This window comes from Klebsiella sp. GW_Kp181 (assembly GCF_040062315.1).
GTDB classification, from domain to species: domain Bacteria; phylum Pseudomonadota; class Gammaproteobacteria; order Enterobacterales; family Enterobacteriaceae; genus Klebsiella; species Klebsiella oxytoca.
This window is the reverse complement of sequence record NZ_JBEAFR010000002.1, coordinates 99,608-117,470: the sequence shown is the minus strand read 5'-3', so window position 1 is coordinate 117,470 and position 17,863 is coordinate 99,608. Positions and strand designations below refer to the sequence as shown.

The window sequence follows — 17,863 nt, the reverse complement described above, 5'->3', positions numbered from 1 at the left end:
TTATGGATAACTTGCGCTTCTCTTCTGCGCCGACAGCAGATTCCATTGATGCATCGATCGCTGAACGCTACCCGGACTGCGAACCTGTCGCGGTGATCGGCTACGCCTGCCATTTTCCTGAAGCGCCCGATGGCGAAACGTTCTGGCAAAACTTGCTGGAAGGCCGTGAATGCAGCAGGCGCTTTACCCGCGAGGCGCTGCTGGCCGCCGGTCTGGATGCCGCGGTGATTGACGATCCTCATTACGTCAATATCGGGACGGTTTTAGACAACGCCGACTGCTTCGACGCCGCCCTGTTTGGCTACTCGCGGCAAGAAGCCGAATCTATCGATCCGCAGCAGCGGCTGTTTTTGCAGGCGGTCTGGCATGCGCTGGAGCATGCCGGCTATGCCCCCGGCGCCGTCCCCCACAAGACCGGCGTTTTCGCCTCTTCCCGGATGAGCACCTATCCCGGCCGCGAAGCCCTGAACGTCACGGAAGTCGCGCAGGTCAAGGGTCTGCAGTCGCTGATGGGTAATGATAAGGACTATATTGCCACCCGCGCCGCGTATAAGCTCAATCTGCACGGCCCGGCGCTATCGGTACAGACCGCCTGCTCCAGTTCGCTGGTTGCGGTGCATCTGGCCTGCGAAAGCTTGCGCGCGGGGGAGTCCGATATGGCGGTGGCCGGCGGCGTGGCGCTCTCTTTCCCCCAGCAGGCGGGCTACCGCTACCAGCCCGGGATGATTTTCTCTCCCGATGGCCACTGTCGCCCTTTTGACGCCTCGGCAGAAGGCACCTGGGCCGGCAACGGTCTCGGCTGCGTGGTACTGCGCCGCCTGAGAGATGCGCTGCTGTCAGAGGATCCGATTATTGCCGTGATCCTCTCCAGCGCGGTCAACAACGACGGTAGCCGAAAAGTGGGTTATACCGCGCCGTCGGTGGCAGGACAGCAAGCGGTCATCGAAGAGGCGTTAATGCTGGCGGCGATCGATGACAGACAGATTGGCTACATTGAAACCCACGGTACCGGCACGCCGCTGGGAGACGCGATTGAAATTGAAGCGCTGCGCAACGTTTATGCGCCCCGCCCGCCGCATCAGCGCTGCGCGCTCGGTTCGGTGAAAAGCAATGTTGGCCATCTGGATACGGCGGCCGGGATTGCCGGGCTGCTGAAAACCATCCTCGCGGTCAACCGCGGACAAATTCCGCCGATGCTAAATTTTGCCACGCCAAACCCGGCGCTCAAGCTCGACGAAAGCCCGTTCACCGTGCCGGTGACGGCCCAGGCGTGGCAGGACGAAATACGCTACGCGGGCGTCTCCTCCTTTGGCATTGGCGGCACAAACTGCCACATGATCGTCGCCTCGCTGCCCGATGAGCTCAAATTACCGTTGCCTGGTGCGGATGACGGTAGCAGGAGCACCGCGCTGCTGCTCAGCGCCGCCAGCGACACCGCGTTGCGGCAGCTGGCTACGGACTATGCTCGGGCGCTGAGGGAAAACGCGGATGCCAGTAATCTGGCCTTCACGGCTTTGCACGCCCGCCGTCTCGATCTCCCCTTTCGTCTGGCGACGGCATTAAATGATGATACCGCCGCTGCCCTTAGCGCCTGGGCTGGAGAACAGGCCGGGGCGCCGGTTTATAGCGGCCACGGCGTCAGCGGTAAGCAGGTGTGGCTGTTTACCGGGCAGGGCTCGCACTGGCGGACCATGGGCCACGCCATGTGCCAGCGTTCGAAGGTGTTTGCCGACACGCTGGAACGCTGTTTTTCCGCCTGTCGTGAAATGCTCACGCCCTCCCTGCGCGACGCGATGTTTAATCCCGACTCGGCGCAGCTGGAGGAGATGACCTGGGCGCAGCCGGCCATCGTTGCCTTTGAAATCGCCATGGCGGCGCACTGGCGCGCCGAGGGATTGCAGCCGGATTACGCCATCGGTCACTCGGTGGGCGAATTTGCCGCCGCCGTGGTCTGCGGACACTATACGATTGAACAGGTTATGCCGCTGGTTTGCCGCCGCGGGGCGCTGATGCAGCTGTGCGCAAACGGCGCGATGGTGGCGGTGTTCGCGCAAGAAGAGGCGCTGATGCCGCTGGCCCGCCAGTATGATCTGGATCTGGCGGCCAACAACGGCCCCCGGCATACGGTCTTTTCCGGGCCGGAAGCCCGTATTGCGGAATTTTGCGCCGCGCTTTCGCAGCGTGATATCAGCTATCGTCGCCTGAGCGTTTCCGGCGCGGCGCACTCCGCCTTACTGGAGCCGATACTCGATCGTTTTCAGGACGCCTGCGCCGGGCTGCACGCAGAGCCCGGGCAGCTACAGCTTATTTCCACCCTCACCGCCGGGGCCATAGATGCGTCGACGCTCAATCAGGCGGATTACTGGCGCCGCCATATGCGCCAGCCGGTGCGCTTTATCCAGAGTATTCAGGCGGCGCACAAGCTCGGCGCCCGCGTTTTTGTAGAGATGGGACCCGATGCCCAGCTGATTGCCTCCGGACAGCGCGAATACCGGGATAACGCTTACTGGATAGCCAGCGCCCGCCGTAACCAGGAGGCGAGCGCTGTCCTGAATCAGGCGCTGCTCCAGCTGTACGCCGCTGGCGTCACCCTGCCGTGGGCAGACTTACTGGCGGGCAATGGGCAACGTATCTCTGCGCCACGCTATCCGTTCGCGACCGAGCGTTACTGGAAAGAGCACGTTTCCAACGTCTGCGAGCCTGACGACGTCGCGCTGTCCGCCGGCGCTGAGGTGGCGAGTCGCGCCGCGGCAGCGCTCGATCTCCCCCGGCTGGAAGCGCTTAAACGCTGCGCCACGCGGCTACACGCCATCTATGTCGATCGGCTGGTACAACGCTGTGCGGACGATGCCATTGCCAGCGGCGTCGACGCCATGACCATTATGCGCCGAGGCCGTCTGCTGCCGCGCTACCAGCAGCTGCTTCAACGCCTGCTGAATAACTGCGTGGCCGACGGCGACTACCGCTACGCTGACGGGCGTTATTTCCGCGCCCGCCCGATTGAACATGAGCAGAGGGAAGCTCTGCTGGCGGAGCTTGCTGGCTATTGTGAAGGTTTTCAGGCTATTCCTGAGACCATCGCCCGCGCCGGCGAGCGGCTGTATGAAATGATGAGCGGCGAGGAAGAGCCGGTGGCGATCATCTTCCCGCAGGGCGCCTCCGACGGCGTGGAGGTCCTCTATCAGGAGTTCAGCTTTGGCCGCTATTTCAACCAAATCGCCGCCGGTATCTTACGCGGTCTCGTCCAGACGCGTCAGCCCCAGCGCCCTTTACGAATCCTGGAAGTCGGCGGCGGTACCGGCGGCACCACCGCGTGGCTGCTGCCGGAACTCAACGGCGTTCCGGCGCTGGAGTACCACTTCACCGATATCTCCGCCCTGTTTACCCGCCGCGCCCAGCAGAAATTCGCCGACTATGGCTTTGTGCACTACCACGAACTGGATCTCGAAAAAGAGGCGCAGTCCCAGGGGTTCCGGGCAAACTCATACGATCTGATCGTGGCGGCGAACGTGATCCACGCCACCCGCCATATTGGCCGCACGCTCGATAATCTGCGCCCTCTGCTCAAACCGGGCGGGCGCCTGCTGATGCGCGAAATCACCCAGCCAATGCGTCTGTTTGATTTCGTTTTTGGCCCGCTGGTGCTTCCGCTCCAGGATATCGACGCCCGCGAAGGCGAGCTCTTCCTCACCCCCCAACAGTGGCAGCAGCAGTGTCGCCGCGCCGGATTCAGCAAAGTGGCGTGGCTACCGCAGGAGGGTAGCCCGACCGCCGGTATGAGCGAACATATCATTCTCGCCACGCTGCCCGGTCAGGAGATATCCTCGTCATCAGCATCCGCGCTGGGGCAGACGTTGCCGGATAACGCTGATGATCTCGCCGACTGGTCCGATTGCGCGGGTCAGCCGGAACGGTTTAACGCCCGCTGGCAGGAGGCCTGGCGGCGGCTCTCAGCGCGGCACGGCGACGATTCCCCCGTGGAACCGCCCCAGGTCATCCCCCCGCAGTGGCTGGGGGAGGTGCGCTTAAGCTGGCGAAACGCCGCCTTTTCCCGCGGCGAGATGCGCGTGGAAGCCCGTCATCCCGATGGCGAGTGGCTGCCGCTGGCTCCCGCCGCGCCTGTTCCTGCGCCGCAGACGCATTATCAATGGCGCTGGACGCCCTTCAGCGCCACCAGCGATGGCCGCCCACTGGCATTTCGCTTCAGCGCCGGTACGCTTGCGCACGAAAATGAGCTGGCGCAATGCGGTATCCTTCACGATCCGCAGGCCGCTTCGGTGCTCATGATTGTCGAGGAGAGCGAACAGACGCTGGCGTTAGCGAAACAAGTGAAGGAAGCCCTGACCACCGGCGCCGGAGGATTGATTGCGATCACTCGCCGCGCGTGGCAGGTTGAGGAGAATGAGGCGCTCGCCGCGTCTCATCACGCTCTGTGGGCTTTGCTTCGCGTCGCGGCCAATGAACAGCCGGAACGCTTGATTGCCGCCATCGATCTGGCCGAAAACACGCCATGGGAAACGCTGCGTCAGGGATTAAGCGCCGTCTCCCTTTCTCAGCGCTGGCTCGCCGCAAGGGGCAACGACCTCTGGCTCCCCTCCCTGGCGCCGAATCCAGGGCGCGCCGCCGATCTTCCGGCAAATGTCTTCGCTGGCGATACCCGCTGGCATCTGGTGACCGGCGCGTTTGGCGGATTGGGCCGCCTTGCCGTTAACTGGCTCAAAGAAAAAGGGGCGCAACGTATTGCCCTGCTGGCGCCGCGCGTGGATGCCTCCTGGCCGGGCGACATCGAGGGCGTGCAAATCCGCGTCTGCCGTTGTGATGTTGGCAACGCCCGACAGCTGACCAGGGTTCTCGATAAGCTGGCGGGCGATGGCGGCATTGCCGGGGCGATCCACGCCGCAGGCGTATTGGCTGATGGGCCGCTGCAGGAGCTGGACGATCGCCACCTGGCCGCGGTTTTCGCGGTGAAAGCGCAGGCGGCAGACCAGCTGCGGCAAATCCTGAGCGACCACAACGCACGCTATCTTATTCTTTACTCCTCCGCAGCCGCCGCCCTCGGCGCGCCGGGTCAGAGCGCCCATGCGCTGGCCTGCGGCTATCTGGACGGGCTGGCGCGGCAACATACTTCTGATGATACTCCGAAGACGATAACCATTGCCTGGGGCGCCTGGGGGGAAAGCGGTCGGGCGGCCACGCCGGAAATGCTGGCGACGCTGGCCAGCCGCGGCATGGGCGCGTTAAGCAATGCCGAAGGCTGCTGGCATCTGGAACAGGCGGTGATGCGCGGTGCCCCATGGCGGCTGGCGATGCGTGTTTTCAGCGACAACATGCCTCCGCTACAACAGGCCCTGTTCCATAGCGGGTCCGCAGAAAAAGCCGCAGTGCCGGTCAGCCCTCCTGCGGATGACAACGTCTTTATCGGCAACCTGAGCGATGAAACGGCGGTAATGACATGGCTGAAAAAACGCATCGCGGTTCAGTTACGGCTAAGCGATCCGGCATCGCTGCAGGCAAATCAGGATCTGTTGCCGCTGGGCATGGATTCGCTGCTCTTCCTTGAGCTCAGTAGCGATATTCAGCACTACCTGGGCGTGCGCATCAATGCGGAACGGGCGTGGCAGGATCTGTCGCCGCGCGGGCTCACGCAGCTTATCTGTTCTATTCCAGAGAAGACGTCTGCCGCTTCGCAGCCGGAAGCGTTACGGCACGACGCCGATGAGCGTTATGCCCCCTTCCCTCTGACGCCGATTCAGCACGCCTACTGGCTGGGAAGAACCCATCTTATTGGTTATGGCGGCGTTGCCTGTCACGTGCTGTTTGAGTGGGATAAACGCCACGATGAACTCGACCTCTCCCTACTGGAGAAAGCATGGAACCAGCTTATTGCCCGTCACGATATGCTGCGAATGGTGGTGGATGCCGACGGCCAACAGCGCGTTCTGGCGACAACCCCGACGTATCGCATCCCGCGCGACGATCTGCGCGCGCTCTCCCCGCAGGAGCAGCGCCTGGCGCTGGAAAAACGGCGGCAGGAACTGAGCTATCGCGTTTTACCCGCCGACCAGTGGCCTCTTTTTGAACTGGTGGTCAGCGAAATCGACGATTGTCGCTATCGCCTGCACATGAACCTCGATCTTCTGCAGTTCGATGTGCAGAGTTTTAAAGTCATGATGGACGATCTGGCGCAGGCCTGGCGCGGAGAGACGCTGGCGCCGCTCGATATCACCTTCCGCGATTATGTGATGGCTGAACAGGCGCGCCGGCAGACGGCGGCATGGCACGATGCCTGGGAGTTCTGGCAGGAAAAACTGCCGCAATTACCCCTGGCGCCGGAACTGCCGGTGGTGGAGACGCCGCCGGAAACTCCACACTTCACCACGTTCACCTCAACGATCGGCAAGCCTGCGTGGCAGGCCGTTAAGCAGCGCTGGCAGCAGCAAGGGCTCACCCCTTCTGCCGCGCTGCTCACGCTGTTTGCCGCCACCCTCGAGCGCTGGAGCCGCACCGCTGAATTTACCCTGAACCTGACTTTCTTTAATCGCCAGCCGGTTCATCCGCAAATTAACCAGTTGATTGGTGATTTTACCTCCGTCACGCTGGTCGATTTTAACTTCACCGCGCCGGCGACGCTGCAAGAGCAGATGCAACGAACCCAGCAGCGCCTGTGGCAGAACATGGCGCACAGCGAAATGAACGGCGTCGAGGTGATCCGCGAGCTGGGGCGCCTGCGCGGATCGCAGCATCAACCGCTGATGCCGGTGGTGTTTACCAGCATGCTGGGAATGACGCTGGAAGGCATGGCTATCGATCGGGCGATGAGTCGCCTGTTCGGTGAACCCTGCTATGTGTTCACGCAAACGCCACAGGTCTGGCTGGATCATCAGGTCATGGAGAGCGATGGCGAGTTAACGTTTAGCTGGTACTGCATGGATAACGTGCTGGAGCCGGGCACAGCGCAAGCCATGTTTACAGACTATTGCGCCATCCTGCAGGCCGCTATTGCCAGCCCTGAAAGCCTGCAGACGATGGCCTGCGGTATTGCCGAACAGAACCCGCGCCGCCGCTGGCCGCTCAACGCGCAGACGGACTACGATTTGCGGGATATTGAGCAGGCGACGCTGGACTATCCCGGTATCCAGCGGGCCAGAGTGGAACTAAGCGAAAATGGCGCGTTAACGCTGGATATCGTCATGGCCGAGGGGCCGTTGCCCTCCGCGCTCGCCCCGGCTGAGCGCGATCTCGCCTCGCTGGCGCTGCCGTTGCCTGAGCAGGCGCAACTTGATGAACTGGACGCGACCTGGCGCTGGCTGGAGGCGCGTGCGCTACGAGGGATCGCCGACACGCTGACTCGCCATGGTTTATTCACCTCGCCGGAGAGCGCCCATCGCTTTAGCGAAATTGTACAGGCGCTGGCCGCGCAGGGGGCCCGGCGACGGCTGCTGCGCCAGTGGCTACAGTGTTTGACGGAAAGAGAATGGTTGGCCCGCGAGGGGGATAGCTGGCGCAGCCGCATGGCGTTCAGCGAGATCCCCGGGCCGCAGGATGCCTGCCCGCCAACCCAATGGAGTCAGGCGCTGGCGCAGTATCTGGACGCCTCTATTTCCCGCCACGACGACCTTTTCTCCGGGCAGTGTTCGCCGCTGGAACTGCTGTTCAATGAGCCGTTGCGCGTAACCGACGCGCTGTATCGCGAAAACCCCGCCAGCGCCTGTCTGAATCGCTATACCGCACAGATTGCCGCCCTGTGCGGCGCAGAACGCATCCTTGAGGTGGGCGCCGGAACCGCAGCCACCGCGGAGCCGGTGCTGAAGGCCACGCAAAGCACGCGACGTTCATACCATTTCACCGATGTCTCCACGCAGTTCCTCAACGATGCCCGGAGCCGTTTCCACGATCAATCGCGGGTTTCTTACGCCTTATTCGACATTAACCAGCCGCTGGATTTCGCCGCCCATCCGGCAGAAGGATACGACCTGATTATTGCCGTCAATGTGCTTCACGACGCCAGTCATATCGTTCAGACGTTGCGCCGATTAAAGCTGCTGCTGAAAACCGGCGGACGTTTGCTGATCGTCGAGGCGACGGAGCGAAACAGCGTATTCCAGCTGGCGAGCGTCGGCTTTATCGAGGGATTGAGCGGATACCGTGATTTCCGCCGCCGGGATGAGAAACCCATGCTCGCCCGTTCGGCGTGGCAGGAAGTGCTTGTGCAAGCCGGGTTTGTCAACGAGCTGGCGTGGCCGACGCAGGAATCCTCGCCTCTGCGCCAGCATCTGCTGGTAGCGCGTTCGCCTGGCGTGAATCGACCGGATAAAGCAGCCGTAAGACGCTATCTGCAGCAGCGTTTTGGCTCCGGCCTGCCCGCATTACGGATTCGCCAACAAGAAGCGTTACTTGCGCCGCTGCGTACCCCGTCCGTTGCGCAGATTGCCCCAGCCGAATCGACCCCGGTCGCCGGGGGCGATCCGACGCTGGAAAAACAGGTCGCTGAACTCTGGCAATCGCTGCTTTCTCGCCCCGTGGCCAGACATCACGACTTTTTTGCGCTGGGCGGCGACAGTCTGATGGCGACAAGGATGGTCGCGCAGCTGAACCGCAGAGGAATTGCCAGCGCCAGCCTTCAGGATCTGTTCACCCATTCAACGCTCAGCGACTTCTGCGCCCATCTGCAGGCCTGTTCGTCGGCAGAGGACAATCCTGTGCTCATTTGCCACGGCGCGGGTGATGAAACGTTGTTTGTTTTCCACGCTTCCGACGGCGATATCAGCGCCTGGCTGCCGCTTGCCCGGGCGCTGGACAGGCGCGTATTCGGCCTGCAGGCAAAATCGCCGCAGCGTTTTGCCACGCTTGATCGGATGATCGATGAGTATGTCGCATCCATCCGTCGCCAGCAGCCACACGGCCCCTATGTGCTGGCGGGATGGTCGTACGGCGCTTTTCTTGCAGCTGGCGCCGCGCAGCGTCTGTACGCCAAAGGCGAGCAGGTACGGCTGGCGTTAATCGATCCCGTGTGTCGACAGGATTTTCGTTGCGCCAACCGGACGGCCCTGCTGCGGCTGTTAGCCGAAGGGAATACGCCGCTGGCGCTGCCGGAACATTTTGACCGGCTGACGCCCGCCCGCCAGCTTGCCGTCTTCATCGACCTTGCCAGAACGGCGGGAATGGTGCTGCAAAACCTGACGCGGCAAGCGGCAGAAACGTGGATCGACAACATCGCGCATCTGCTGCGTTTACTGGCCGGGCATACGCCGGGCGAAGCCGTTGCGCTTCCCTGCCTCATCCTGCATGCCGTAATGAGACCCGCGCGCTGGACGTCAGCGGAGACCGAATGGCGGGCCTGGATGGACCGCGCCGACAGCTATGCGATTAAAGCCAGTCACTGGCAAATCATGCTGGAGCCCCCCCACGTTCAGGCTTGCGCGCAGCATATCCAGCGCTGGCTTGGCGCAACCTCAACGCAACCGGAGAACACCTTATGATGCCGTCCACCTTCGACAAACAACGCGTACTGATTGTGGGCGCCAAATTCGGCGAAATGTACCTTAACGCCTTTATGCAGCCCCAGGAGGGGCTCGAACTGGTTGGCCTGCTGGCCCAGGGAAGCCCGCGCGCAAAAGAGCTGGCCCAGGCGTTTGGTATCCCGCTGTATACCTCGCTCGAACAGATCAAGGAGATGCCGGATATCGCCTGTATCGTCGTGCGCTCGACCGTCGCCGGCGGGAGCGGAACGCAGCTTGCCCGGCACTTTTTAACTCACGGCGCGCACGTTATTCAGGAGCATCCCCTCCACCCGGATGATGTCCGTTCATTACAAGCGCTGGCGCAGGAACAGGGGCGTTGCTATTGGGTCAATACGTTTTATCCGCACGCGCTTGCCGGTCGCGTGTGGCTCAGGGACGCGGAGCAGTTACGTCGCTGTCTGGATCGGGGGCCGTCGATTGTCCATGCCACCACCAGCCGGCAGTTGCTCTACTCCACTCTCGATTTATTGCTGCTGGCTCTGGGCGTGGATGCCGCCAGCGTGGCGTGCGAAGTGGTCGGCAGCTTCAGCGACTTTCACTGTCTGAGACTCTACTGGCCGGAGGGAGAGGCTTGCCTGCTGCTTCAGCGCTATCTCGATCCTGACGATCCGGATATGCACAGCCTGATTATGCACCGTCTGCTGCTGGGATGGCCGGAAGGACATCTTTCGCTGGAGGCGAGCTACGGCCCCGTCATCTGGTCATCCAGCCTGTTTGTCGCCGAACATCAGGAGAATGCTCACAGCCTCTACCGCAGGCCGGAGATCCTGCGCGACCCGCCGGGTCAGACGCGCAGCCCGGCGCCCCTGAGCTGGCGTGATTGCTGTGAAACCGCCGGGCCTGAGGGCGTCGGAAGATTACTCCATCAGCTGCGCAGCCATCTGGCGGGCGAAAATGCGCCTGCCGCCTGCCACAGCGCTCATCAGCTGGCGGTGTCGTACCTATGGCAGCAGATTTTACGCGCGACCGGCAATGCCGAGATCCGCCATCTGAAGCCGCCGCGTCATGAACGGTTAACGGCTTTCTACCGCCACGATGAGGAGTCCCGATAATGCAATCTGCCATGTGTACTCCGTTATGGCCCGCCCGCAGCGCCAGTACGGCGCATCTGGTGATGTGCCCCTTCGCGGGCGGCAGCAGTAGCGCGTTTCGCTGCTGGCGAGAGCAGCCTATGGCGGACATCGCGCTTTCCCTGGTAACCTGGCCGGGACGCGATCGCCTGCGCCATCTGACGCCGCTCAACAGCATTATGCCGCTGGCGGTACGGCTGGCGAACGAACTGCAACAGAGCGTATCTCCTGAGGCGCCGCTGCTGCTCGCCGGGCACAGTATGGGCGCGCAGGTGGCGTTTGAAACCTGTCGCCTTCTGGAGCAACGAGGACATGCGCCGCATGGCCTGATTATTTCGGGGTGCCATGCTCCTCATCTCCATTCCGAACGCCGACTCAGCCATCGCGATGATGCCGACTTTATCGCTGAGCTGATAGATATTGGCGGATGTTCGCCTGAGCTGCGGGAAAACGAGGAGTTAATATCGCTGTTTCTTCCCCTCCTGCGCGCCGATTTTTACGCCACCGAGCATTATCACTACGATTCGCCCGATCGCGCCTCGCCGCTGCGCACGCCTGCGCTGCTCATATGCGGCAGCCGCGACCGCGAAGCCTCCCGGCAGCAGGTCGACGCCTGGCGTCAGTGGCTGACCCACGTTACCGGGCCGGTCACAATCGACGGCGATCACTTCTATCCCATTCAGCAATCCCGCGCCTTCTTTACGCAGATTGTCCGCCATTTTCCCGACGCATTTTCGACGCTGACCGCTGTGCAAAAACAGTCCAGTACTTCTGAAAGGTGACGCATGCACGCTTCTTTTAACACTCTGATTGAACAGTATCCCTTACCTATTGCCGCACAGCTGCGCTGCTGGGCGGCGCGTTATTCCACGCAAACAGCGCTCGTTGATGACGGGGGCGCGCTAAGCTACAGCGAGCTTGATGTCCGGGTCGACCAGCTTGCCGCAGGGTTAGACTCGCTGGGGTTGCGTTCAGGACAGCATGTGATTGTGCAGCTTCCAAACGGCAACGCCTTCGTGATCCTGTTGTTCGCCTTGTTAAGACTCGGCGCGATCCCCGTTCTGGCGATGCCCTCCCAGCGGGAGCTGGATATCGACGCGCTGATCGCGCTGGCGCAACCCGTCGCTTATTTTATTCACGGGGAAAACCATGCAGGGCTGGCCCGCCAGATGATGCATAAACACGCCTGCTTGCGTCATGTTCTGACCATCGAACAATGCGCAGATGACGAGTTTACGCCGCTGTTCTCGCTGCACGGAGAGCTTCAGGCGTGGCGGCAGCCCGAGGTTTCCGCCACCGCGCTGCTGCTGCTTTCAGGCGGCACCACCGGGACGCCAAAGCTTATTCCGCGACGGCACGCCGACTATAGCTATAACTTCAGCGCCTCTGCCGAACTGTGCGGCATCAACGCCCAAAGCGTATATCTCGCCGTCCTTCCCGTGGCGCATAATTTTCCGCTGGCCTGTCCCGGTATTCTGGGAACGCTTGCCTGCGGCGGGAAGGTGGTGCTGACCAACAGCGCCAGCTGCGATGAGGTGATGCCATTAATCGCCGAATGCCGGGCGACGCACGTCGCGCTGGTGCCGGCCCTGGCGCAGCTCTGGGCGCAGGCCAGAGAGTGGGAAGAGAGCGATCTCTCTTCGCTGCGCGTCATTCAGGTGGGCGGCGCCCGCCTCGATCCGACGCTGGCAGAGCAGATCATCGCCACCTTTAACTGCACCCTGCAGCAGGTATTCGGCATGGCGGAGGGGCTGCTTTGCTTTACCCGTCTCAACGATCCGCTGGTCAGCGTTCTCCATAGCCAGGGGCGCCCGCTATCTCCCCTGGATGAAATTCGCGTCGTTGACGAAGAAGAGAACGACGTTGCGCCTGGCGAAACCGGACAGTTATTAACGCGCGGCCCTTACACGATTTCTGGCTATTATCGCGCTCCCGAGCACAATGCCCGGGCCTTTACCGCGCAAGGATTTTACCGTACGGGCGATAATGTCAGGCGCGATGAGGCGGGAAACCTGTACGTTGAGGGACGCATAAAAGAGCAGATCAACCGCGCCGGAGAGAAAATTGCCGCGGCGGAAGTGGAAGCGGCGCTGATGCGTCTGGAGGCGGTAAAGGATTGCGCCGTGGTTGCCGCGCCGGACACGCTGCTTGGCGAGCGAATTTGCGCGTTTATCATCGCGCAGCAGACGCCATTTGACTATCAACAGTTGCGTCACCAGCTAACCCGGCTGGGGCTCAGCGCGTGGAAAATTCCGGACCAAATTGAGTTTCTGACCCACTGGCCGCTCACCGCCGTCGGCAAGGTAGATAAAAAACGCCTGACGGCGCTCGCCACCGAGCGTTGTCGCCAGACGTCACAATAAGCGCAACCCTACCCGAAACAGGTGGAAATAAACCCGTTTCGGGTAGCAGCACAATTAGAAATAGTTATCATTTTCAATTCACCGTTGTGGCTATTTTTGGCGTTTCGCCGTTTTACAGGGACTCATAACAATGAAAATGACACGGTTTTACCCTCTGATTGTGGGAGGGTTTCTGCTCCCGGGCATGGCTCATGCCCAGACTGCACAGCAAGACGAAACCACGCTGGTGGTCACCGCCAGTAAACAGTCTTCCCGCTCGGCATCAGCCAATAACGTCTCTTCTACCGTTATCAGCGCGACGGAGTTAAGCGACGCAGGCGTTACCGCCAGCGACAAACTCCCCCGAGTGTTGCCCGGACTCAATATTGAAAATAGCGGCAATATGCTTTTTTCAACGATCTCGCTTCGCGGCATCTCTTCTGCCCAGGACTTCTATAACCCTGCCGTCACCCTGTATGTCGACGGGGTTCCCCAGCTATCTACTAACACCATCCAGGCGCTAACCGATGTGCAAAGCGTGGAGCTGCTGCGGGGTCCCCAGGGAACCTTGTATGGCAAAAGCGCTCAGGGCGGGATTATCAACATCGTCACGCAGCAGCCGGACAGTACCCCGCGCGGCTATATTGAAGGCGGCGTCAGCAGCCGCGACAGCTATCGTAGCAAGTTCAACCTGAGCGGCCCTCTTCAGGATGGTCTGCTCTATGGCAGCGTAACGCTGTTACGCCAGGTTGATGACGGCGAGATGATTAACCCTGCGACGGGAAGCGATGATTTAGGCGGCACCCGCGCCAGCATAGGGAATGTGAAACTGCGTCTGGCGCCGGACGACCAGCCCTGGGAAATGGGATTTGCCGCCTCGCGCGAATGTACTCGCGCGACACAGGATGCCTATGTGGCATGGAATGATATTAAGAGCCGTAAACTGTCGATCGACCCGGGGTCGCCGGACCCGTATATGCGGCGCTGCACTGACAGCCAGACGCTCAGCGGGAAATACAGCACTGAGGACTGGGTTTTCAATCTGATCGGCGCCTGGCAGCAGCAGAATTATTCACGCACTTTTCCTTCCGGCTCGTTGATCGTCAATATGCCCCAACGCTGGAATCAGGATGTGCAGGAGCTACGCGCCGCGACTCTCGGCGAGACGCGGACCGTGGATATGGTGTTCGGATTGTACCGGCAGAATACCCGGGAGAAGCTAAATTCAGCCTACGATATGCCGACCATGCCCTATTTAAGCAGCACCGGCTACACTACCGCCGAAACGCTGGCCGCCTACAGCGATCTGACCTGGCATTTAACCGATCGTTTTGACATCGGCGGCGGCGCGCGTTTCTCACATGATAAAGCCAGCACGCAGTATCACGGCAGTATGCTCGGTAACCCCTTTGGCGATCGTGGTAAAAGCACTGATGACCACGTGCTCGGACAGCTCTCCGCAGGCTATATGCTGACCGACGACTGGCGGGTGTATACCCGCGTAGCGCAGGGATATAAACCTTCCGGATATAATATCGTGCCTACCGCAGGCCTTGATGCCAGGCCGTTCAGCGCGGAAAAATCCATCAACTACGAAATTGGCACCCGCTACGAGACCGCCGACGTCACGCTGCAAGCCGCGACGTTTTATACCCACACCAAAGATATGCAGCTCTACTCTGGTCCGGTCGGGATGCAGACCTTAAGCAACGCGGGGAGAGCCGACGCCACCGGCGTTGAGCTTGAGGCAAAATGGCGGTTTGCGCCCGGCTGGTCATGGGACATCAATGGCAACATGATCCGTTCCGAATTCACCAATGACAGTGAGCTGTATCACGGCAATCGGGTGCCGTTTGTTCCGCGTTACGGCGCGGGAAGCAGCGTGAACGGCATGATTGATACCCGTTATGGGGCGCTAATGCCCCGACTGGCGGTGAATCTGGTGGGACCGCATTATTTCGATGGCGATAACCAGCTGCGGCAAGGGACTTACGCCACCCTCGACAGCAGCCTGGGCTGGCAGGCGACTGAACGGATGAATATTTCCGTCTATGTCGATAATCTGTTAGATCGCCGTTACCGTACCTACGGCTATATGAACGGCAGCAGCGCTGTCGCGCAGGTCAATATGGGCCGCACCGTGGGGATCAATACGCGCATTGATTTCTTCTGACAATCGATAGGGGGGGCGATTAGCGCATCCCCTTCACCGCTGACTCACCGCTGGGTTTGACCGCCTCCGGTCGGGAGCATAAGCTGCAGAACAGGATAGCGTTCCAGCCAGCGTTTTTCCGCCACGCGCTGGCGGAAAATATTCAGCTTATCGCCCTCAAATTCCGGCGTTGGCCGCAGGCGACGTTCAAACAGATCGTCGAGTCCGTAAGGCGCAATGACCTCAATAAGGCCAGAGCGCCCTATTCTGACCGCGATGGCCGTCGCCGTCTCAGGCCAGTAGCTAAGCGCATTCTCCGTTGAATGATAAGGTTGATTACCGTTACGCTGGTGCATTCTGGCCTGATTCTTCACCGACCAGTTAAAGGCGGGCGACCGTTGGCAAAGCCCCGCTTCCAGCGCGTTATCGTGGGCAGCACTGCAGCTTTTCGGATCGAACCAGACAACATCCACATCACCCGAAACCGGCCTTTGACCGTATCCGTGCAGATGATCCCAAACCGCATCTCTGACCAGGCCGGCACCGATCCAGCCATCGTTGAGTTCGAGCGCCTGAACGGCATAAAGCGCCTCCATTCTGAGCGGGTCGCTGAATAATAATCTCTGTAATTCGTCCTGATATTTCATTCTTCGCCTGGTGCCGTCTGATTGCCTGGCGACAAATCTGCCTGATGGCAGAGTGGTTATCAACCTTCCGATTATCTTGTATGATGGCGAACAATTATCGTCTCACTTTTAAAGGTGGCCAGGTGCTTGATCTAAAGCTAAGAGAAGTGAATAACAATCTGTCCGCCAAAGAGCGTCTTGTCGCCGACTATATTCTGGCGAATAAGCCGCTGCTAAAAAGCATGAGCATTCAGACCCTGGCCAAAGCGAATGATGTCAGCACCACAACCATCCTGCGTCTCTGCCACAAACTCGGCTATCAGGGTTTCAGCGATCTTAAAATTGATCTGATCACCTCTTCTGGTCATCCCCAGCACGACAAGGTTTTACAGGAGGATATCAATCTTGATGACTCTGTAGAGAGCGTCAATCATAAAATCCAGCTGATTGAAAAATCCTCCATTGATGAGACCCATGCCATCGTGAATATCGAACAGCTAGAGCTGGCGATAGCGCTGATCAGGAAGAGTAATAAGATCGTGATTTACGGTGCCGGCAGCAGCGGACTCGTCGGTAAAGAGCTGGAGTATCAGCTCATCAAAATAAAGAAAGACGTGAGCTGTCACGCGGATTACAGTATTCAGTACAGCATCGTCAATACGCTGGATGAGCATGACCTGGTGATTATTCTCTCCCATTCCGGCGAAAACCTGGAAAGCGTTAAGCTGCTGACCATGGCTCAGCAGCTGGGCGTTCCGTCAATTGCTATCACCAAAATGGGGCAAAGCCGCATCTCTGCTCTCGCTACCGTTCTGTTACACACCATCACCAGCGAAAGCGTATCTCGCCTGATCCCTATCCGTTCAAAAATGTCGCAGCTCTCGGTTATCAATATGCTGGTGACGAATCTCTTTATTCAGCAATACGACGATCGCCTGCTGAAACAAACCCAAAACCGCGCCCAGCGTTTCTACAATCAGAATCACAAATCCTGACGAATAACGCGCTCCAGCATCCTGCCCTTGCCGTGCCTGCGGCGCCGTAAACCCAACACGGCGCTGAATAACTGAAGAGTGATCACCCTCGCAGAATGAATAAATGGGACTTCTGTCCTGTGTATTCCCTCACCTTAAAGTAATACTATTACTAACATCGAAACAATAAATAGTAACAATGTCACTCAACGTCAGCCCGGGAGAACGTATGCAAACTGAAATTCCTGTCATTCTGGTCAGCCACGGTCCTTTTGCCCAGGGGGCGCTTTCCTGTGCGGAAATGCTTATCGGTGAACAGCGCAACGTGTCGGTGATTTCGCTGCAGCCTGAGGCCAATATCAGCGATGTGCGCGCCACGCTGCTCGAGACCTATCTCTCGGTCAATAAGGGAAACGGCGTGGTGATACTGGTCGATATGATGGGCGGTTCGCCATGCAACCTGGCGAGCGAGCTCTTTTTGACCTATCCGGACATCCTGCTGTTCTGCGGGTTCAATATCCCGACGCTGCTGGAAGTGCTCAGCAATCGTGATTTACCGCGCGATGAGATTGCAACAATTATTGAAGACGTTTTCCCGGGTAGCTGTTTTAACGTCGGAAAAACGTTACACGCTGAATACACACAATCGACCGATCTGTAGGGGAAATAAATATGCCGATTAATCTCGCAAGAATTGATGATCGTCTGATTCACGGCCAGGTTATTACCACGTGGGTAAAAAACCACGATATCGAGCAAGTGCTCATCATCAACGATAAAGTCGCTGGCGACAAAATCCAGCAATCGGTTTTAACCATGTCCGCGCCGCCCGAATTAAAGGTACAGGTATTCGGCGTGCAGAAATTTATCGAAATCCTGCAAAAAACGGAAATTAAAAGACGCACCATGCTGCTGTTCACTAACAGTATTGATGTAAACACGCTCGTTGAAAACGGGGTGAAAATCGACAAACTCAACGTCGGCGGCATGCGAATGCAGGAAGGCAGAAAGAGTCTTTCCCGCGCCGTCGCGGTAACGCCGGAAGAAGAACAGGCCTTTAAATCGCTAATAGCCAGGAATATACCGGTGGAAATACAGATGGTGCCCAAAGATCCGGTAGTTGATCTGCAAACGTTAATTTAACGCCAGCGCGTATGACGCCTTTTAAAACAGGGAAT

General features: G+C 59.5%; 9 protein-coding genes. 8 read left to right on the top strand and 1 reads right to left on the bottom strand.

Annotation, left to right across the window (positions count from 1 at the left end; translation table 11 throughout):
- Nucleotides 1-2 precede the first annotated feature (2 nt).
- The 5 genes from irp1 to ABLV11_RS02150 all read left to right on the top strand — a co-directional run bounded on the left by irp1 (nt 3) and on the right by ABLV11_RS02150 (nt 15,106).
- Nucleotides 3-9,479: a yersiniabactin polyketide synthase HMWP1 gene (gene irp1 / locus ABLV11_RS02170; protein ID WP_348855143.1), complete on the top strand. Its 9,477-nt coding sequence runs from the start codon at nt 3-5 to the stop codon at nt 9,477-9,479.
- On the top strand, nt 9,476-10,573 hold the full coding sequence (locus ABLV11_RS02165) for a Gfo/Idh/MocA family oxidoreductase (protein ID WP_049127563.1): 1,098 nt from the start codon (nt 9,476-9,478) through the stop codon (nt 10,571-10,573). The genes irp1 and ABLV11_RS02165 overlap by 4 nt, the downstream gene beginning before the upstream one ends.
- On the top strand, nt 10,570-11,373 hold the full coding sequence (locus ABLV11_RS02160) for an alpha/beta fold hydrolase (protein WP_017145874.1): 804 nt from the start codon (nt 10,570-10,572) through the stop codon (nt 11,371-11,373). The genes ABLV11_RS02165 and ABLV11_RS02160 overlap by 4 nt, the downstream gene beginning before the upstream one ends.
- A 3-nt stretch (nt 11,374-11,376) precedes the next feature.
- The gene (locus ABLV11_RS02155) at nt 11,377-12,954 is read left to right on the top strand and encodes an AMP-binding protein (protein ID WP_023329713.1); all 1,578 of its coding nucleotides are present in this window, start codon (nt 11,377-11,379) and stop codon (nt 12,952-12,954) included.
- 130 nt (nt 12,955-13,084) lie between these two features.
- Nucleotides 13,085-15,106, top strand: coding sequence for a TonB-dependent receptor (locus ABLV11_RS02150; protein ID WP_348855142.1), 2,022 nt, complete (start codon nt 13,085-13,087; stop codon nt 15,104-15,106).
- A gap of 44 nt (nt 15,107-15,150) precedes the next feature.
- Here ABLV11_RS02150 and ABLV11_RS02145 read toward each other — a convergent pair whose 3' ends face one another.
- Nucleotides 15,151-15,732: a nucleotidyltransferase family protein gene (locus ABLV11_RS02145; protein ID WP_032746056.1), complete on the bottom strand. Its 582-nt coding sequence runs from the start codon at nt 15,730-15,732 to the stop codon at nt 15,151-15,153.
- 122 nt (nt 15,733-15,854) lie between these two features.
- On the opposite strand from ABLV11_RS02145, the gene ABLV11_RS02140 reads away from it, so the two are divergent.
- The 3 genes from ABLV11_RS02140 to ABLV11_RS02130 all read left to right on the top strand — a co-directional run bounded on the left by ABLV11_RS02140 (nt 15,855) and on the right by ABLV11_RS02130 (nt 17,828).
- Nucleotides 15,855-16,706: a MurR/RpiR family transcriptional regulator gene (locus ABLV11_RS02140; protein WP_032704848.1), complete on the top strand. Its 852-nt coding sequence runs from the start codon at nt 15,855-15,857 to the stop codon at nt 16,704-16,706.
- Nucleotides 16,707-16,914: 208 nt separating this feature from the next.
- Nucleotides 16,915-17,346, top strand: a complete 432-nt coding sequence (locus ABLV11_RS02135) for a PTS sugar transporter subunit IIA (protein WP_004102113.1) — start codon at nt 16,915-16,917, stop codon at nt 17,344-17,346.
- Between the two features lie 11 nt (nt 17,347-17,357).
- On the top strand, nt 17,358-17,828 hold the full coding sequence (locus tag ABLV11_RS02130) for a PTS sugar transporter subunit IIB (protein ID WP_004102114.1): 471 nt from the start codon (nt 17,358-17,360) through the stop codon (nt 17,826-17,828).
- Nucleotides 17,829-17,863 lie beyond the last annotated feature (35 nt).

What these genes read in the sequence shown, in the direction of transcription:
- ABLV11_RS02150 (WP_348855142.1), top strand. Translation starts at nt 13,085, where the DNA reads ATGAAAATGACACGGTTTTACCCTCTGATTGTGGGAGGGTTTCTGCTC.
- ABLV11_RS02130 (WP_004102114.1), top strand. Translation starts at nt 17,358, where the DNA reads ATGCCGATTAATCTCGCAAGAATTGATGATCGTCTGATTCACGGCCAG.
- irp1 (WP_348855143.1), top strand. Translation starts at nt 3, where the DNA reads ATGGATAACTTGCGCTTCTCTTCTGCGCCGACAGCAGATTCCATTGAT.
- ABLV11_RS02145 (WP_032746056.1), bottom strand. Translation starts at nt 15,732, where the DNA reads ATGAAATATCAGGACGAATTACAGAGATTATTATTCAGCGACCCGCTC.
- ABLV11_RS02165 (WP_049127563.1), top strand. Translation starts at nt 9,476, where the DNA reads ATGATGCCGTCCACCTTCGACAAACAACGCGTACTGATTGTGGGCGCC.
- ABLV11_RS02155 (WP_023329713.1), top strand. Translation starts at nt 11,377, where the DNA reads ATGCACGCTTCTTTTAACACTCTGATTGAACAGTATCCCTTACCTATT.
- ABLV11_RS02135 (WP_004102113.1), top strand. Translation starts at nt 16,915, where the DNA reads ATGCAAACTGAAATTCCTGTCATTCTGGTCAGCCACGGTCCTTTTGCC.